General features: G+C 69.5%; 17 protein-coding genes. 11 read left to right on the top strand and 6 right to left on the bottom strand.

What is annotated here, in order from left to right; translation table 11 throughout:
* The 5 genes from ACFQ27_RS18430 to ACFQ27_RS18410 form a co-directional block, all read right to left on the bottom strand.
* On the bottom strand, window positions 1-419 hold a 419-nt coding region (locus tag ACFQ27_RS18430; RefSeq protein WP_377354622.1), incomplete at its 3' end, for an ethanolamine ammonia-lyase light chain EutC.
* On the bottom strand, window positions 419-1,792 hold the full coding sequence (locus tag ACFQ27_RS18425) for an ethanolamine ammonia-lyase subunit EutB (RefSeq protein WP_377354621.1): 1,374 nt from the start codon (window positions 1,790-1,792) through the stop codon (window positions 419-421). The genes ACFQ27_RS18430 and ACFQ27_RS18425, both read right to left, overlap by 1 nt.
* Window positions 1,793-2,037: 245 nt before the next feature.
* A complete protein-coding gene (locus ACFQ27_RS18420; protein WP_374342813.1) occupies window positions 2,038-2,220 on the bottom strand; it encodes a hypothetical protein in 183 nt (60 codons plus the stop codon).
* 140 nt (window positions 2,221-2,360) lie between these two features.
* Entirely contained in the window at window positions 2,361-2,831 is a 471-nt protein-coding gene (locus tag ACFQ27_RS18415; protein ID WP_377354620.1) for a DUF2269 family protein, read from the bottom strand.
* Window positions 2,828-4,117, bottom strand: coding sequence for an SDR family oxidoreductase (locus ACFQ27_RS18410; protein WP_377354619.1), 1,290 nt, complete (start codon window positions 4,115-4,117; stop codon window positions 2,828-2,830). The genes ACFQ27_RS18415 and ACFQ27_RS18410 overlap by 4 nt, the downstream gene beginning before the upstream one ends.
* A gap of 243 nt (window positions 4,118-4,360) precedes the next feature.
* Here ACFQ27_RS18410 and ACFQ27_RS18405 point away from each other — a divergent pair, with 243 nt between their 5' ends.
* The 7 genes from ACFQ27_RS18405 (at window position 4,361) to pseI (ending at window position 12,702) form a co-directional block, all read left to right on the top strand.
* Window positions 4,361-6,157, top strand: coding sequence for an FAD-dependent oxidoreductase (locus tag ACFQ27_RS18405; protein ID WP_377354618.1), 1,797 nt, complete (start codon window positions 4,361-4,363; stop codon window positions 6,155-6,157).
* Window positions 6,142-7,989, top strand: coding sequence for a 2-oxoacid:acceptor oxidoreductase subunit alpha (locus tag ACFQ27_RS18400; protein WP_377354617.1), 1,848 nt, complete (start codon window positions 6,142-6,144; stop codon window positions 7,987-7,989). Before ACFQ27_RS18405 ends, ACFQ27_RS18400 begins: the two co-directional genes overlap by 16 nt.
* The gene (locus ACFQ27_RS18395; RefSeq protein WP_374342804.1) at window positions 7,986-9,041 is read left to right on the top strand and encodes a 2-oxoacid:ferredoxin oxidoreductase subunit beta; all 1,056 of its coding nucleotides are present in this window, start codon (window positions 7,986-7,988) and stop codon (window positions 9,039-9,041) included. Before ACFQ27_RS18400 ends, ACFQ27_RS18395 begins: the two co-directional genes overlap by 4 nt.
* 96 nt (window positions 9,042-9,137) lie before the next feature.
* Entirely contained in the window at window positions 9,138-10,013 is an 876-nt protein-coding gene (locus ACFQ27_RS18390; RefSeq protein WP_377354616.1) for a class I SAM-dependent methyltransferase, read from the top strand.
* Window positions 10,014-10,019: 6 nt separating this feature from the next.
* A complete protein-coding gene (locus ACFQ27_RS18385) occupies window positions 10,020-10,970 on the top strand; it encodes an ATP-grasp domain-containing protein (protein ID WP_377354615.1) in 951 nt (316 codons plus the stop codon).
* A gap of 2 nt (window positions 10,971-10,972) precedes the next feature.
* Window positions 10,973-11,650, top strand: coding sequence for an HAD family hydrolase (locus ACFQ27_RS18380; RefSeq protein ID WP_377354613.1), 678 nt, complete (start codon window positions 10,973-10,975; stop codon window positions 11,648-11,650).
* On the top strand, window positions 11,647-12,702 hold the full coding sequence (gene pseI / locus ACFQ27_RS18375; RefSeq protein WP_374342796.1) for a pseudaminic acid synthase: 1,056 nt from the start codon (window positions 11,647-11,649) through the stop codon (window positions 12,700-12,702). The genes ACFQ27_RS18380 and pseI overlap by 4 nt, the downstream gene beginning before the upstream one ends.
* On the opposite strand, the gene ACFQ27_RS18370 is transcribed toward pseI, so the two are convergent.
* Window positions 12,699-13,400 carry a cytidylyltransferase domain-containing protein gene (locus ACFQ27_RS18370; RefSeq protein WP_377354612.1) on the bottom strand — a complete coding sequence of 234 codons (702 nt, stop codon included), beginning with the start codon at window positions 13,398-13,400 and terminating at the stop codon, window positions 12,699-12,701. The genes pseI and ACFQ27_RS18370 overlap by 4 nt on opposite strands.
* A gap of 120 nt (window positions 13,401-13,520) precedes the next feature.
* Here ACFQ27_RS18370 and ACFQ27_RS18365 point away from each other — a divergent pair, with 120 nt between their 5' ends.
* The 4 genes from ACFQ27_RS18365 to ACFQ27_RS18350 all read left to right on the top strand — a co-directional run.
* Complete coding sequence (locus ACFQ27_RS18365; RefSeq protein WP_377354611.1) at window positions 13,521-14,186, top strand: DUF969 domain-containing protein; 666 nt, start codon at window positions 13,521-13,523, stop codon at window positions 14,184-14,186.
* On the top strand, window positions 14,183-15,136 hold the full coding sequence (locus ACFQ27_RS18360) for a DUF979 domain-containing protein (RefSeq protein ID WP_377354610.1): 954 nt from the start codon (window positions 14,183-14,185) through the stop codon (window positions 15,134-15,136). The genes ACFQ27_RS18365 and ACFQ27_RS18360 overlap by 4 nt, the downstream gene beginning before the upstream one ends.
* Window positions 15,117-16,139, top strand: coding sequence for a DUF2891 domain-containing protein (locus ACFQ27_RS18355; RefSeq protein WP_377354609.1), 1,023 nt, complete (start codon window positions 15,117-15,119; stop codon window positions 16,137-16,139). The genes ACFQ27_RS18360 and ACFQ27_RS18355 overlap by 20 nt, the downstream gene beginning before the upstream one ends.
* A partial coding sequence (locus ACFQ27_RS18350; protein ID WP_377354608.1) for a tetratricopeptide repeat protein occupies window positions 16,136-16,403 on the top strand: 268 nt, incomplete at its 3' end. The genes ACFQ27_RS18355 and ACFQ27_RS18350, both read left to right, overlap by 4 nt.

Raw genomic sequence — 16,403 nt, 5'->3', positions numbered from 1 at the left:
AGGGCGGCGAGCCTGGGCGACAGGGCCGCGATCAGGGGGGCGGCGTGGGCGTGGACCGCGGCGCTCGACAGCCCATCGGCGACCACCAGGGCCAGGTCGCAGCCGTCCTTCGGCGGCGACAGGCGCGCCCGCGACGCCTCTGACAGCCGCCGGCCCAGATCCGGCCGGCGCAGATAGGTGGCTCGGTCGGCGGCGGCGCTGTCCGCCAGGACGGTGGTCAGGCCCAGGGCTTCGATCGCGTCCGCCGTCGCCTCGGCCTGAAAGGGCGTGTGGACCGCGTCGCGGGCCTGGGCGTGGGACAGGGCGAAGTCGAGGACGGCGCGGGTCGGCTGGCCGGGGCCTGCGCGGCCGAGGGCGATGCGGGCCGGGGTGAAGGCCGAAAGATGCGTCCAGGGATCTCGGGCAGGGGGCCTGGCCATCAGACGGCCGCCAGCAGCGGGTGGCCGGCGCTGCGGGGTAACAGGGCGCCGCCCTCGCCGGTGACGCCGATCCGGGCCAGCCAGGCCTCGAACTCCGGGGCGCGCTTCAGGCCGAAGACCTCGCGGACATAGAGGGCGTCGTGGAACGAGGTGGACTGGTAGTTCAGCATCACGTCGTCCGCGCCGGGCACGCCCATGATGAAGTTCACCCCCGCCGCCGCCAGCAGGGTCAGGAGGTTGTCCATGTCGTCCTGATCGGCCTCGGCGTGGTTCGTGTAGCAGACGTCGCACCCCATGGGCGCGCCGAGCAGCTTGCCGCAGAAGTGGTCTTCCAGACCGGCGCGGATGATCTCCTTGCCGTCGTAGAGGTACTCCGGACCGATAAAGCCGACGACCGTGTTCACCAGCAGCGGGTCGAAGGCGCGGGCCACCGCATAGGCGCGGGCCTCGATCGTCTGCTGGTCGACGCCGTGATGGGCGCCCGACGACAGGGCCGAGCCCTGGCCGGTTTCGAAGTACATGACGTTGTCGCCGACCGTGCCGCGCTTCAGGGACAGGGCGGCGTCGCGTCCCTCGGCCAGCAGGTCCAAGGTGACGCCGAAGCCGGCGTTGGCGGCCTCAGTGCCTGCGATGGACTGGAACACCAGGTCGACCGGCGCGCCGCGCTCGATCAGCTCGATGGCGCTGGTCACGTGGGTCAGCACGCAGGTCTGGGTGGGGATTTCGAAACGGCGGACCAGGTCGTCGGTCAGGCGAAGCAGGCCGTCTACGGCCGCCAGGCTGTCGCTGGCCGGATTGATGCCGATCACCGCGTCGCCACAGCCGTACATCAGGCCGTCCAGGATGGCGGCGGTGACGCCGGCCGGATCGTCCGTCGGGTGGTTGGGCTGCAGGCGCACGGCCATGACGCCGGCCTGGCCCAGGGTGTTGCGGAACCGGGTGACCACCCGGATCTTGCGGGCGACGGTGATCAGGTCCTGGTTGCGCATGATCTTGCTGACGGCGGCGGCCATCTCCGGGGTGATCCCGGGCGCGAGGCGGGTCAGGACCTCGCCGGTGGTCGTCTCCGAAAGCAGGAACTCCCGGAACTCGCCCACGGTCAGGGCGGCGACAGGGGCGAAGGCGTCCGCGTCATGGGTGTCGCAGATGAGCCGCGTGACCTCGTCGGTCTCGTAAGGCACGAGGGGCTCGGCCAGCAGGGCCTTGAGCGGCAGGTCGGCCAGGACCAGCTTGGCGGCGACGTTCTCCTCGGCGGTCTCGGCGGCCAGGCCGGCCAGGGCGTCGCCGGACCGGGGCGGCGTGGCCTTGGCCATCACCGTCTTCAGGTCGGGAAAGACAAAGTGGCGGGCGCCCGCGGTCCAGGAATAGGCCATGGGATGATGATGGCGCAGGTCAGCGCCCGCCGCGAGAGGGCGTCAACGAAGGACCTCATGATGGACTGGTGATGATGCGCAGAACGGCGCCTTGACCACACAACGTCATGGCCGGCCTTGTGCCGGCCACCCATACGCGCCTGATCCTGCAAGTCGGAGTTCATGGGTGGCCGGGACAAGCCCGGCCATGACGTCAGAGTGTGTGGTCTTCCGCTTCACGGAAACCGGGATGACACCCTAGGAGATCAGAGCGCCCGGGCGAGGCGCAGGGCGGCCGGGTTCTCGGCCGCGGCGCGGCGACCGTTGATCTCGGCGTGCAGGACCGCCTCGGCGTCGTCCTCGGCTGAGGCGTCGAAGGGCGAGGGAATGGCGTCGTGCAGCTCGATGTCGGCGATCTGCGGCGGGGCGATCTCGAACGGATTGGACATGACGCGGCTCCCGTATCTGGAGGCTGGACTCGTCTGGCGAGGCTCTAAAAACCCTGAGGCCTGCAGGGGTTTTCCCCAAGCGGAATCGGTCCGGATGACGCTGCGTTCACGCTTTATTGACCATAATTTGGCGGCCGGGATCAGCCGGCCGGCTTGGCCAGCATGAGCCAGAGAATGGCCAGCACCGCCGCAAAGGCCGGAAACCCCAGCACAAACCAGGCTCGCCACAGGCGGTCATAGGCGGGCGGCAGGGGTTCCCCGGCCGCGTGCGCCGCGCGGGCCAGGTCGCGCAGGCGAATCTGGATCCAGACCACCGGCAGCCAGCACAGGCCGGTGACGACATAGAGCCCGGCGCTGGCCAGGATCCACAAGCTCCCCAGGTCCCATCCCGCCAGGTGGGCGAGGGTCAGGCCGGTGATCGGCTGCAGGGCGACGGCGGTGGCGGTGAACAGGGTGTCGGCCAGGACCACGACGCCGGCGGTATGGGCGATCAGGGCCGGGTCGCGGGTCCGGTGCGCCATCAGCATGAAGAAGGCGATGCCGGCGCCCGTTCCGAACAGGACGGCGGCGCCGATAATGTGGGCGAGCTTGACCAGCAGATAGAGGCTCATCGGTCCTCCAGAATGGCGAGGGCGACAAGGGCCAGGATCGCCGCGGGCAGGGTCTTGACCATGGGGCCGAGCGGGTCGAGCCAGAGGTCCGGCCGCCAGATCGCTGCGCCCACCACATAGGACAGGGTCAGGCCGATCATGCCGAGCAGGCCGAGCCTCGCCGTCCGCCGGAAGGCCGCCAGCCCACCCACCAGGACATCCGCCGCCGCCCCGCCCAGGACGGCGAGGCTGGCGAGGGCTGGCGGGAAGCCGGCGCTGGTCAGCAGATGTTCGGCTGGTTGTTGGCTGATCACGCCGATGACGCCCGAGGTGATCCAGAACAGGCTGAGCCCGCCGAGCAGAAGGGGCTTCAAGAGGTAGGTGCGGGCGAACCATAGCTCCTGCACCCCGGCTGGGGTCTGGGCCAGCTGGTCGGCGAGGGACCGGGGGGCGAGACCCATCTCCGCCAGCAGGGGTTCGGGCCGAACGCGGACCCCGTGGGCGAGTTGGCCCAGGGTGGTGGAGCGCATCGGGCTCTTCCAGCCGAGCCAGGCCAGGGCGTCTGCGACCCCGCCGGTCAGCCGGGCCAGCACCGGCGGCAGGTCCAGGACCGGGGCGGGCTTCAGGCCCATCCAGGCGCGAAGCCCCTTCAGCACCTCGGCGAGGGGAGTGGGCTCGGGCGCGCCGACCTCCAGCACCAACCGGCGGGGGGCGTCAGGCGCCAGCAGGGCCTCAGCCAGGCGGCCGATGTCGCTGGCGGCCACCACCTGGGTCACCGCCTGGGCGTGAACCGCTGGCATCACGAACGGAAAGGCGGCCAGGGCGCGCAGCAGGGCGCTGCCGCCATAGGCCGCCCGGCCTAGAACCAGGCCGGGGCGCAGGATCACCCAGTCGAGGTCGGTGGCCGCCAGCGCCGCATCACCGTCGGCCTTGGTGCGGCTGAAGGCGCCGGGCGCGGTCTCGACGCCGGCGGCGGAGATCTGGATGAACCGGCGGACGCCCGCCGCCTGACAGGCCTGGGCCAATCGCGTCAGACCCTCGAGGTGGACGCCGGCCAGGCTGTCGGCGGGGCCGTCCTGCAGGGCTCCGGCGCAATTGATCACAGCGTCCGCGTCCGTCAGGGGCGAGGCCCAGTCGGCGGCTGTGGCCGTAGCCAGGTCAATCTTCAGCCAGCGGACCTGAGGCGTGCGACGGATCGCGCGGTCGATATGGCGGGCGACGCCAGTGACCTGGTGTCCGCAGGCCAGCAGATGGGCGCAGACCTCCGCGCCGATCAGGCCGCTGGCGCCCAGCACAACTATCCGCATCCGTCCCCGGCCCCCGCCGCCAAGTCTCCAGGGTGCAGTCATCCGCCGGACCAAGTCCAGACGCCGCTTCCGCAACGAGACTCAAACATCTGTACGAATTCGGGTTGGCGCGGGCGGCATTCGGGACTTTACTGCCGCCAACGCCGCGTCGGGGCGCGCGCGAATGTCGGATGAGGGCCCGAAAAGAGGCTCCTTGCGTTCGGTTCAGCGGTCCCGGGGATAGAGCGCCCGGGAGGAGTGGATTTGCAGCGCACCAGTACCGAGGGTCCCGACTATTTCCATAAGGTCGTGGACTGCCAGTGGGCCTGTCCGGCCCATACCCCCGTCCCCGAGTACATCCGCCTGATCGCCGATGGCCGGTACTCGGACGCCTACATGGTCAATTGGAAGTCCAACGTCTTCCCCGGCATTCTCGGGCGGACCTGTGACCGCCCCTGCGAGCCCGCCTGCCGGCGCGGCCGGGTGGAGGACGAGCCCGTCGCCATCTGCCGCCTGAAGCGGGTGGCCGCCGACAATAAGGGCGACATCAGCGCCCGCCTGCCCAGCGTCGCTGCGCCGAACGGCAAGTCGGTGGCCTTGGTGGGCGCCGGGCCCGCGGCCATGACCGTGGCCCGCGACCTCGCCCCGCTGGGCTACAAGGTCGTGGTCTATGACCGCGAGGCCAAGAGCGGCGGCATGATCCGTAGCCAGATCCCGCGCTTCCGCCTGCCGGAAGAAGTGATCGACGAGGAGACCGGCTATATCGAGGGCCTGGGCCTGGAAATGCGCCTGGGTCAGTCGGTCGACAGCCTGAAGGCTCTGCTTGATGAGGGCCACGACGCGGTCTTCATCGGCACCGGCGCGCCCCGCGGCCGCGACCTGGACCTGCCGGGCCGCCAGGAGGCCGCCGCCAACATCCATATCGGCATCGACTGGCTGTCCAACGTCTCCTTCGGCCACATCGACAAGATCGGTCGGCGGGTGATCGTGCTGGGCGGCGGCAATACCGCCATGGACTGCTGCCGCACCTCGCGCCGCCTGGGCGGCGAGGACGTGAAGGTCATCGTCCGCTCCGGCTTCGACGAGATGAAGGCCAGCCCCTGGGAGAAGGAGGACGCCCTCCACGAGGACATCCCGATCCTCAACTTCCTGGTGCCCAAGGAATTCACCCACAAGGACGGCAAGCTGACCGGCGTGCTCTTCGAAGAGGTCGAGGCGGTTTATGACGAGAAGGGCCGGCGCAAGCTGCTGCCCACCGGCAATCCGGACAAGCACTTCGAATGTGACGACGTGCTGGTGGCCGTCGGCCAGGAAAACGCCTTCCCCTGGATCGAGCGCGACTTGGGCCTGGCTTTCGACGAATGGGACATGCCCAAGGTCGATCCGGTGACCTTCCAGTCGACGAGGCCCGGCGTGTTCTTCGGCGGCGACGCGGCCTTTGGTCCGAAGAACATCATCTGGGCCGTGGCCCAGGGCCATGAGGCGGCGATCTCCATCGACAAGTGGTGCCAGGGCAAGGATGTGGCCGAGCGCCCGGCGCCCATGACCACCCTGATCAGCCAGAAGATGGGCATCCACGAGTGGTCCTACGACAACGACATCTCCAATGACCGCCGCCATGTCGTGCCCATGCGCGACAAGGCCGAGGCCCTGAAGGATATCCGGGTCGAGGTGGAGCTGGGCTTTGACGACCGGCTGGGCTTCGCCGAGGCCCAACGCTGCTTGAACTGCGACGTGCAGACGGTGTTCGCCGAGCCCCTGTGCATCGAGTGCGACGCCTGCGTCGATATCTGCCCGACCGACTGTATCACCTTCACCGACAACGGGGAGGAGGAGGACCTGCGGGCCCGCCTCAAGGCCCCGGCGCTCAATGTCGAGCAGGCCATCATGGTCTCCGACGCGCTGAAGACAGGCCGGGTGATGGTCAAGGACGAGGACGTCTGCCTGCACTGCGGGCTGTGCGCCGAGCGGTGCCCGACGGGCGCCTGGGACATGCAAAGGTTCACGCTGGAAATGAGCCACGCCAACGACGTGGGAGGCGGCGCATGCCAAGCCCGCTGACCGCCGTAAACGACTTCGTCGTCAAGTTCGCCAATGTGAACGGCTCGGGGTCGGCGAGCGCCAACTCCATGTTCGCCAAGTCGGTGCTGCGCATGGGCGTGCCGGTGGCGGCGCGCAACATCTTCCCCTCCAACATCCAGGGCCTGCCGACCTGGTTCGAGGTGCGGGTCACGGGCGAGGGCCATCTGGGCCGGCGCGGCGGCGTCGACCTGATGGTGGCGATGAACCCGCAGACCTGGGACAAGGACATCGCCGAGATCGAGCCCGGCGGCTATCTGTTCTACGACAGCACCAAGGCCATGCCGGAGGCGAAGTTCCGCCCCGACATCACGGTGGTGGGCGTGCCCCTGACCGCCATGTGCAATGCGCGCTACTCGGTGCCGCGCGAGCGCCAGCTGTTCAAGAACATCATCTATGTCGGGGCGCTGGCCGCCCTGCTGGGCATTGAGCTTGAGGTGATCGAGGCCCTACTGGCCGAACAGTTCCAGGGCAAGGAGCGGCTGATCAAGGCCAATGTCGAGGCCCTGCACATGGGCCGGGACTATGTCCGCGAGCACCTGAAGCCGCTGGGCCTGCAGGTTCGCCGCGCCGACGGCGTGGGCGACAGGATCTTCGTGGAAGGCAACCAGGCCGCGGCCCTGGGCGCCGTCTATGGCGGGGCGACCGTCTGCGCCTGGTATCCGATCACGCCCTCGACCTCGCTCGCCGAGGCCTTCACCAGCTATTGCGAAGAACTGCGCACCGATCCTGAGACCGGCAAGGCGCGCTACGCCATCGTCCAGGCCGAGGACGAGATCGCCTCCATCGGCATGGTGGTGGGCGCGGGCTGGAATGGGGCGCGGGCCTTTACCGCCACCTCAGGTCCCGGCGTCTCGCTGATGACCGAGTTCGTGGGCCTGTCCTACTTCGCTGAAATCCCGGCGGTGATCTTCGATGTCCAGCGCGGCGGGCCGTCCACCGGCATGCCGACCCGGACACAGCAGGCCGATCTGCTGGGCGCGGCCTATTCGGGCCATGGGGACACCAAGCACCCGATGCTGCTGCCCATGGATCCGGGCGAATGCTTCGAGATGGGGGCGTTGGCCTTCGACCTAGCCGACCGCCTGCAGACCACCGTCTTCGTCATGCTCGACCTCGATATCGGCATGCAGGAGTGGCTGACCGAGCCCTTCAAGTGGGATGACAGCCGCAAGCTCGATCGCGGCAAGGTCATGACCTATGAGGACCTGGAGGCCGGCAAGACCTTCGGCCGCTACCTGGAAGTGGATGGGGACGGCATTCCGTACCGGACCTATCCAGGCACCCACCCGACCAAGGGCGGCTATTTCACCCGCGGCACCTCGCGCAATCCCTTCGCCCGCTACAGCGAGGAGGGCGCGGTCTATGTCGACAACATGGAGCGGCTGCTGCGCAAGTTCGCCACCGCCGCGACCCTGGTGCCGGCCCCAGTGGTGCGCAAGGCCAAGGCGGCGACCCGCGACGGGGTGATCTATTTCGGCTCCACGGCGCCGGCCATGGACGAGGCCCTGGGCATCCTGGAACGCGACGGCGCCCACATGGACGCCCTGCGGGTGCGGGGCTTCCCCTTCGCCCAGGAGGTCTTTGACTTCATCGCCGCCCATGACCGGGTGTTCGTGGTGGAGCAGAACCGCGACGCCCAGCTGCGGACCCTCTTGATCAACGAGGGCGAGGTCGATCCGGCCAAGCTGGTGAAGGTGCTGCACTATGACGGCACGCCGATCACCGCCCGCTTTATCGTCGGCGCCATCGGCGCCCGCCTGGGCCTGGTCGATCCGACCGGGACCCGCGCCGTTCCGGAGGCCGCCGAATGACCTATCTCGCCAAGCCCCGGCTGCATCACCCGAGCCTGACGCCCAACGCGCTCGGCTACACCCGCCGCGACTATGAGGGCTCGGTCTCGACGCTGTGCGCCGGCTGCGGCCACGACTCGATCTCCTCGGCCATCATCCAGGCCTGCTACGAGCTGGACTTGCCGCCGCACCGGCTGGCCAAGCTGTCGGGGATCGGCTGCTCGTCGAAGACGCCGGACTACTTCCTGGGCAACTCCCACGGCTTCAACACCGTGCACGGGCGAATGCCCTCGGTGCTGACCGGCGCCAACATGGCCAACCGCGAGCTGATCTATCTGGGCGTCTCCGGCGACGGGGACTCAGCCTCCATCGGTTTCGGCCAGTTCGCCCACGCCATCCGGCGCGGGGTGAACATGACCTACATCGTCGAGAACAACGGGGTGTACGGCCTGACCAAGGGCCAGTTCTCCGCCACCTCGGACAAGGGCTCGAAGTCGAAGAAGGGCGTGGTCAACCACGACTCGGCCATCGACCTGGTCAGCGTCGCCCTGCAACTGGGCGCGACCTTCGTGGCCCGGTCGTTCTCGGGCGACAAGGCCCAGCTGGTGCCGCTGATCAAGGCGGCGCTCAGCCACAAGGGTGCGGCCTTTATCGACACGATCAGCCCGTGCGTGCAGTTCAACAATCACTCGGGCTCGACCAAGAGCTACGACTATGTGCGCGAGCACAATGAGAGCGTGAACAAGCTCGACATGGTCCTGGCCCGCCAGCCGATCAACGTCGACTACGCGCCGGGCTCGACGGTGCAGGTCACCCAGCATGACGGCTCGGTCCTGTCCCTGCATAAGCTCGCCGAGCACTACGATCCCACCGACCGGATCGCGGCCATGGGCTACCTGGCCCAGCGCCAGGCGGCGGGCGAGATCGTCACCGGCCTGCTCTATGTGGACCCGGCGGCGCACGATCTGCACGAGGCCCTGGATACGGTGGATGTTCCGCTGAACAGCCTGACCGAGAAGGAACTGACGCCGGGCCAGGCGGCGCTGGACCGGATCAACGCCGGCCTGCGCTGAAGCTTCCGCCTGCGGCGTTCGCGCACGCGGGTAGAAGGTTAATGCCGCCTTTACCCGCCTGCGCCACCGTTCCCCGGCACGGCGCAGGAGGGCGAGGTGGAGTTCAAGCTGGTCGAAAGGCCCGAGGGGCATCTCGAATATGAGCCGCGTCCGACGCCGGACGCGCTCGCCGCCTATTATCGCGACAAGTACTTCGGCGCCGACCATGGCCAGACGCCCTATGCCCACGGCTACACGGCCGAGGAGCTGGAGCATAAGCGGCTGCAGCCCGCCGAGACTGAGCACATCTGGGGCCGCCCGCCTGGCCGGATGCTGGAGGTTGGTGTCGGCGAGGGCTTCTCCCTGGACTACTTCGCCAGCCGCGGCTGGGAGGTGGTGGGCATGGACTTCACCGATGACGGCCTGCAGGCCTTCTTCCCCCGCCTGGCCGACAAGCTCATGCTGGGCGACGCCTTCGAGCTGCTGGACCAGGCCATTGCCCGGGGCGACCAGTACGACCTGGTGATCTGCAACAACGTGCTGGAGCACGTGATCGACCCGGTGGGCCTGTTGACGCGCCTGCACGCCCTGATGCGGCCGGACGGCCTGGTGCGGATCGCCGTGCCCAACGACAATTCCTGGCTCCAGGCCGAGATCGTCCGGCGCGGCCATGCGGACCCGATGTTCTGGGTCGCCGCGCCCGACCACCTGAATTACTTCAACACCGACACCCTGCCCAAGGCGATGGCGGCCACCGGCTGGAGCGTGACCGACCACCTGTCGGAGTTCCCGGTCGACCTGTTCCTGCTGAACCCCGACACCAACTACATGCGCGACCGGCCGCTGGGCCGGAACTGCCACTTCGTCCGCATCGCCTTTGAGATGGGCCTGTGGCGCGAGCGCGGGGTGGAGGGCGTGGTGGCCTTCCGGCGCGGCTGCGTCCAGGCGGGGATCGGGCGGAACCAGGTGCTCTACGCCCGGGTGGCCGGCTAGGGTCCGATGAACGTCCTGATCCTCAGCGTGGCGGCCAAGGTCCTGCTGGTCCAGGCCTTCAAGGCCGCGGTCGCGCCGCTGAAGGGGCGGGTGCTGGCGGCGGACCTGGAGCGCGACAGCGCCGGGCTGGTCTTCGCTGACGCGACGGTGAGCTTGCCGCGGACGGATGATCCGGGGTTCGGCGAGGCGCTGTCGAGAGCCTGCCGTGAGCATCAGATTGGTCTGGTGGTTCCGACGCGGGACGGCGAGCTGGCGGCGCTGGCGGGGCTGAAAGCACGGCTGGCGGGCGAGGGTGTGACGGTTCTGGTTCCGGACGCCGAGGCCCTGGCCGAGTGCGCGGACAAGCGCCGCTTCGGGACGGCCTGTGCGCGTCTGGGTCTCAAGACGCCGAAGACCTATGGGCCGGGCGAGACGCCCGAGGCCTTTCCAGTGTTCGTGCGGCCGGTCGCGGGCGCGGGCGGGCGTGGCGCGCGGCGGATCGAGGCCGCGGACTGGACGCCCCAGGGGGTGGACATGCTGGTCCAGGCCTTCTGCTCTTGGCCCGAGTACAGCATCGACGTGCTGATGGACCTGGACGGCGCGCCCCTACAGGCGGTGGCGCGAAGCCGCCTTCAGGTGCGGGCCGGCGAGGCGGTGAAGTCGCGGGTGGAGGATGCGCCCGCCTTGACCGAGGCGGCGCTGAAGCTCTGCGCGGGCTTGCGGCTGGTCGGCCACAATGTGGTTCAGGCCTTCTGGGACGGCGTGGGAGATCCCCTGTTCATCGAGGTCAATCCGCGGTTCGGCGGCGCCTCCAACCTGTCGATCCAGGCGGGCCTGGCCTCGCCGGAGCGGCTGGTGATGATGGCGGCCGGCGAGGCCGCCGCCGCCCGGGAGCCGCGGCCGATCCAGCATGGCCTGATCATGCTGCGCTACAGCCAGGACCAGCTGGTCAAGGCCGACTGGCCGGGCGGGGCCTGAGCATGGCGCGCGCCCTGCTGATCGACCTGGACGATACGCTCTACGACGAGGCGAGCTATGTCCGCTCGGGCATGGCGGCGGTGGCGCGGGAGATAGCGGGGCTGGCCGGGGCGCCCGTTCCCGAGGTCGAGGCGCTGATGCTGGAGGAACTGGCCCGCAACGGCCGGGGCAAGGTGTTTGATGTGGCCCTGGAGCGCTTGGGCGTCGCCCCTCAGCCCGACCTGATCAAGGGCCTGGTGGAGGCTTATCGCGACCATCGCCCGGCGATCCGCCTGTGGCCGGGGGTGCGCGAGGCCCTGGCGGACCTGGCTCAGGATCACCGCCTGGCCATCGTCACCGACGGGCTTGGCCTGATGCAGCGGCGCAAGGTGGAAGCCCTGGGCGTCGAGGCCCTGGTCGAGACTGTGGTCTATTGCTGGGAGCTGGGCTGGCCGAAGCCCGACCCGCGTCCCTATCTGAAGGCCATGGAACAGCTGGGCGGGACGCCGGCCGAGACCCTGGTGGTCGGTGACAACCCCGGCCACGACATGGCGGCGGCGCAGGCGGCGGGCCTGAGGTCGCTGCGGGTGCGGACCGGGCGGTTCGCGGCCGAGACCTTCCCCAACCTGACCGCCGACGCGGAGGCCGACAGCTTCGTCGCCGCCGCGCCCCTTATTCGCCGACTGGAGACCGTGTCATGACCAAGGACGCCGTGAAGATCGGGGACCGGGAGATCGGGCCGGGCCGTCCGCCCTATGTCGTCGCCGAGATGTCGGGGAACCACAATGGCGACATCGGCCGGGCCATCGCCCTGATCGACGCCGCCAAGGCCTCGGGCGCCGATGCGGTGAAGCTGCAGACCTATACCGCCGACACCATCACCCTGGACGTCGACGGCCCCGGCTTTCGGGTCGAGGGCGGCCTGTGGGACGGGCGCAGGCTCTATGACCTCTATGTGGAGGCGCACACGCCTTGGGCCTGGCACGAGGCGCTGTTCCGGCATGCGCGCGACATCGGCATCCAGATCTTCTCCTCGCCCTTCGACTTCACGGCGGTGGACCTGCTCGAGAGCCTGGACGCGCCGGCCTACAAGATCGCCAGCTTCGAACTGGTGGATATCCCGCTGATCCGGCGCTGTGCGGCGACCGGCAAGCCGTTGGTGATGTCCACGGGCCTGGCGACCGAGGAGGAGATCGGCGACGCCGTCGCGGCGGCCAAGGATGCGGGCGCAAGCGGCCTGATCCTGCTCCATTGCACCAGCGCCTACCCGGCGCCGATGTCGAGCATGAACCTTGTGACCCTGCCGCATCTGGCGGCCAAGTTCGACGTCCTGGCCGGGCTGTCCGACCACACCATGGGCACGGCGGCCTCGGTGGCGGCTGTGGCCCTGGGCGCCTGTTTCATCGAGAAGCACTTCTGCCTGAGCCGGGCCGAGGGCGGGGTGGATTCTGCGTTTTCGCTGGAGCCGGATGAACTCGCGCGGCTGGTGGCCGACTGCCGGGCGGCGGCCGAGGCCCTGGGCGAGATCCGCTATGGACCGACCCCGGCCGAGATCTCCAGCCGCGATCACCGGCGTTCGCTCTACATCGCTGAGGACGTGGCCGCGGGTGAGGTGCTGACGGCGCAGAACGTGCGCTCCGTGCGCCCCGGCTTCGGCATGGCGCCCAAGCACCTGGACGCGGTGCTGGGCAAGCGGGCCTCGCGCGCCGCGCCGAAGGGGACGCCGCTCGCCTGGGACCTTATCGCGGACTAGCCTTCCACGTCGGCTTCGCGCCAGGCGAAGGGCAGGGCGCGGATGTCGTCGGAGGTGAAGGTCGGGTTGGCCGGGTACAGGGTTTCATAGACTCGGCGCACGAACTCGAAGTCGGCGGGCAGGTCGACGGTCCAGCGCAGGGGGCTTTCGTCGATCTCCTGGACCAGCTCGCCCTGGCTGAACGGCGACCCCGGCCGATAGAGCCAGGGGGTCACATGCTCCCGGTCGTAGGGGGCGTTGGTTTCGCGGGCGGCCTGCTGCAGGGCTTGAATGCGGAACACCTCGACATCCAGGCCGCGGGGATAGGTGCGCAGGCGCCCGTTCGAGGCGTAGTCGAACCCGCCTTGCTTCCGCAGGTCGATGCAGGCGTCGATGACCTCCGGGTCCGCCAGCGGGCAGTCCGCGGTCAGACGCACCAGATCGCCGGTCAGGCCCAGGGTGTCGATCACCGCGATGAAGCGGCCCAGCACGTCGTCCAGAGGCCCGCGCACCACCCGCACGCCGATGCTCGACAGGAAGTCGGCCAGGGGATCGTCGGACGGGTCGATGCTGGTGGCCACCACCACCTCTGCCAGGCGCCGGGACCTGCGCACCCGCTCGATCTGCAGGGCGATCATCGGCTGGCCCAGGATCGGCCGCATCACCTTGCCGGGAAGCCGGCTGGAGCTCATCCGCGCCTGCAGAACCGCCACCGTCATGCCGCCGTCTCCCCTCGGGCCATCGCCGTTGCATAGACCGCGCCGGGGCGCGCGCAAACCGCTTGGTCGGGGCGCCAGAAACTCGGCTAGAGTGGTCGCTTCTCGGAGGTCGGGGTCGACATGCTTGTGCTCTTGGGCGTCCTGGTGGTGGTCGCGGGGTTCGCCGTCGGGCTGAACCCGCTCCTGGTGGTGGTGGCCTCGGCCCTGATCTCCGGCATGCTGGCGGGCCACTCGCTGCCGGACGTCATCTCGGCCTTCGGCAAGGCGTTCAACGAGAACCGCTATGTCAGTGTCGCCTGGCTGATCCTGCCCGTGATCGGGGTGCTGGAGCGGGCCGGCCTGCAGGAGCGGGCGCGCGGCCTGATTGCTGGGTTCCGGGCTGTGACCTTGCCCAGGCTGCTGATCGGCTATCTCCTGTTCCGGCAGCTGACCGCCGCCCTCGGCCTGACCTCCATCGCCGGCCAGGCCCAGACGGTGCGGCCCTTGGTGGCGCCCATGGCGGAGGCGGCCGCGGAAGGTGACGGCCCGCCGCTGACCGAGGACGAGGTTCAGGAGATCAAGGCGGTCTCGGCCGCCACCGACAACATCGGCCTGTTCTTCGGCGAGGACATCTTCCTGGCCATCGGCTCGATCCTGCTGATGGTCGGGTTCCTGGACCAGAACGGCATCACCATCGAGCCCCTGCACCTGTCGGTCTGGGCCATCCCCAGCGCCATCGCCGCCTTCCTGGTGCATGGGGCGCGGCTGATCCTGTTCGGACGACGCCTGCGGGGAGGCCGCGCATGATCGGGCTTCCCGTTGTCTATGGCCTGGCCGGCCTGATCTACGCCGCCTATGCGGTGCTGAGCGTGCGCGACGGCGCCAATCCGAAGCGCTGGCGCAACGGCCTGTTCTGGGGCCTGTTCGCCTTGAGCTTCCTGGCCGGCGACCGGCTTGGCGACTTCGGCAACGGTCTGCTGGTGCTGGCGCTGGCGGCCAATGCGGGCCTGGGCAAGCTGGGCCAGGGCGCGCCGGAGGGGCCGACGCCCGCCCAGAAGGCGGAGAGCGCGCGGCTGCTGGGGAACAAGCTGTTCGTGCCAGCGCTCGCCATTCCGGCGGTGGTGCTGTTCGGGACCCTGGTGCTGAAGCCGGTGGTGGTCGGCGGCCATCCCCTGCTTGATCCGAAGCAGGCGACCCTGATCTCCCTGGCCCTGGCGGCGGTGCTGGCGACCGGGATCGCGCTGGTCCTGTTGCGCCAGCCCCTGATGTCGCCCCTGCAGGAGGGGCGGCGGCTGATGGACACGGTGGGGTGGGCGGCGCTGCTGCCCCAGATGCTTGCGGCCCTGGGAGCGGTGTTCGCCCTGGCGGGGGTGGGCAAGGCGGTGGGCGACCTGGTCACCACCTGGATCCCCATGGACGCTAAGCTGGCGGCGGTGGCGGTCTATTGCCTGGGCATGGCCGGCTTCACCATCGTCATGGGCAACGCCTTTGCGGCCTTTCCGGTGATGACGGCCGGCGTGGCCTTGCCGTTCCTGATCGGCAAGTTCCACGGCGACCCGGCGGTGATCTGCGCCATCGGCATGCTGTCAGGGTTCTGCGGGACCCTGATGACGCCGCTGGCGGCCAACTTCAACGTGGTGCCGGCGCGGCTGCTGGAGCTGAAGGACCGCTATGGCGTGATCCGCGCCCAGATTCCGACGGCCGCGCCGATGCTGCTGATCAATATGGTGCTGATGTATGTCCTCGCTTTCCGCTGAGCTGACGCCGCAGTTGGCGTCCCAGTTCGCCCGCATCGCGCTGGGCCATGTGACGCGGCCCTTCCCCTACAAGCGCGACCATGTCCATGCGGGGCCCGGCGACCATTCGGACCCGCGCGCGGCGCATCCGATCTTCTTTGGCAGCTTCGACTGGCACTCCTGTGTCCACGGCTACTGGACGCTGGCCACCGTGCGGCGGCTATTCCCGGACATGGCGGAGGCGTCGGCGATCGACGCCCTGTTCGTCGAGGCCTTCACGGAGGCCAATGTCGCGGGGGAACTCGCCTATGTGTCGCGGCCGTCGTCGCGCGGGTTCGAGCGGCCCTATGGCTGGGGCTGGCTCCTGAAGCTGCAGGCCGAGCTGATCGCCCATGGCGATGCGCCCTGGGCCGGGCGGCTGGCGCCCCTGGCCGAGGCCTTCGCCGACCGGTTCAAGGACTTCCTGCCCCGGGCCGACTATCCGATCCGTACCGGGGTGCATTCCTCCACCGGCTTCGCCCTGGCCTTGGCGCAGGACTATGCGGTGGCGGCGAAGGACGCCGCCCTGGCCGACCTGTTCAAGACCAAGGCGCGGGCCTGGTACGGCGCCGACCAGGGCTGCCAGGCCTGGGAGCCGTCAGGGGACGATTTCCTGTCACCGGCCCTGATGGAGGCCGAGTGCATGCGACGCCTGTTGCCGGGGCCTGAGTTCCGTAGCTGGTTCGCAGCTTTCCTGCCCCAAGCGGCCCAGGAACAGCCGGCGACCCTGTTCGCGCCGGCGCGGGTCAGTGACCGCAGCGACGGCAAGATCGCTCACCTGGACGGCCTGAACCTCAGCCGCGCCTGGTGCTGGCGCAATATCGCCGCCGCCTTGGACGCCGAGGATCCCGTGCGGCCCGTGGCCCTGGCGGCGGCGGAGCGGCACCTGGCCGCCAGCCTGCCGCATGTGGCCGGCGACTATATGGGCGAGCACTGGCTGGCGAGCTTCGCCATCCTGGCGCTGACCGCCGGGGCCGCCGCATGAGTGAGCCGACCGGCGCGGTCGCCACGGCCATCGCCCACGCGCGCCAGCTGATGAGCCAGCGACCGGACCTCGCCGAGGCCCAGGCCGGGGAGATCCTGAAGGCGGTTCCCGGCCATCCCGAGGCCCTGTTGCTGGCGGGCCAGGCGCGGCGGCTGCAGGGCGATCCGGCGGGCGCGCAGGCGATCCTGGCCGACCTGACCACGGCCCAGCCGCAGTGGGCGGCGGGTTGGCATGAGCTGGGGCTGGCCCAGGCGGCGCGCGGCG

Source organism: Phenylobacterium conjunctum (assembly GCF_042679085.1).
GTDB classification, from domain to species: domain Bacteria; phylum Pseudomonadota; class Alphaproteobacteria; order Caulobacterales; family Caulobacteraceae; genus Phenylobacterium; species Phenylobacterium conjunctum.
This window is presented reverse-complemented; position numbering and strand designations above follow the sequence as displayed.

Coding starts and splice junctions, on each gene's coding strand:
- ACFQ27_RS18425 (WP_377354621.1), bottom strand. CDS start 1,792: ATGGCCTATTCCTGGACCGCGGGCGCCCGCCACTTTGTCTTTCCCGAC.
- ACFQ27_RS18420 (WP_374342813.1), bottom strand. CDS start 2,220: ATGTCCAATCCGTTCGAGATCGCCCCGCCGCAGATCGCCGACATCGAG.
- ACFQ27_RS18415 (WP_377354620.1), bottom strand. CDS start 2,831: ATGAGCCTCTATCTGCTGGTCAAGCTCGCCCACATTATCGGCGCCGCC.
- ACFQ27_RS18410 (WP_377354619.1), bottom strand. CDS start 4,117: ATGCGGATAGTTGTGCTGGGCGCCAGCGGCCTGATCGGCGCGGAGGTC.
- ACFQ27_RS18400 (WP_377354617.1), top strand. CDS start 6,142: ATGCCAAGCCCGCTGACCGCCGTAAACGACTTCGTCGTCAAGTTCGCC.
- ACFQ27_RS18395 (WP_374342804.1), top strand. CDS start 7,986: ATGACCTATCTCGCCAAGCCCCGGCTGCATCACCCGAGCCTGACGCCC.
- ACFQ27_RS18385 (WP_377354615.1), top strand. CDS start 10,020: ATGAACGTCCTGATCCTCAGCGTGGCGGCCAAGGTCCTGCTGGTCCAG.
- ACFQ27_RS18380 (WP_377354613.1), top strand. CDS start 10,973: ATGGCGCGCGCCCTGCTGATCGACCTGGACGATACGCTCTACGACGAG.
- pseI (WP_374342796.1), top strand. CDS start 11,647: ATGACCAAGGACGCCGTGAAGATCGGGGACCGGGAGATCGGGCCGGGC.
- ACFQ27_RS18370 (WP_377354612.1), bottom strand. CDS start 13,400: ATGACGGTGGCGGTTCTGCAGGCGCGGATGAGCTCCAGCCGGCTTCCC.
- ACFQ27_RS18365 (WP_377354611.1), top strand. CDS start 13,521: ATGCTTGTGCTCTTGGGCGTCCTGGTGGTGGTCGCGGGGTTCGCCGTC.
- ACFQ27_RS18360 (WP_377354610.1), top strand. CDS start 14,183: ATGATCGGGCTTCCCGTTGTCTATGGCCTGGCCGGCCTGATCTACGCC.
- ACFQ27_RS18355 (WP_377354609.1), top strand. CDS start 15,117: ATGTCCTCGCTTTCCGCTGAGCTGACGCCGCAGTTGGCGTCCCAGTTC.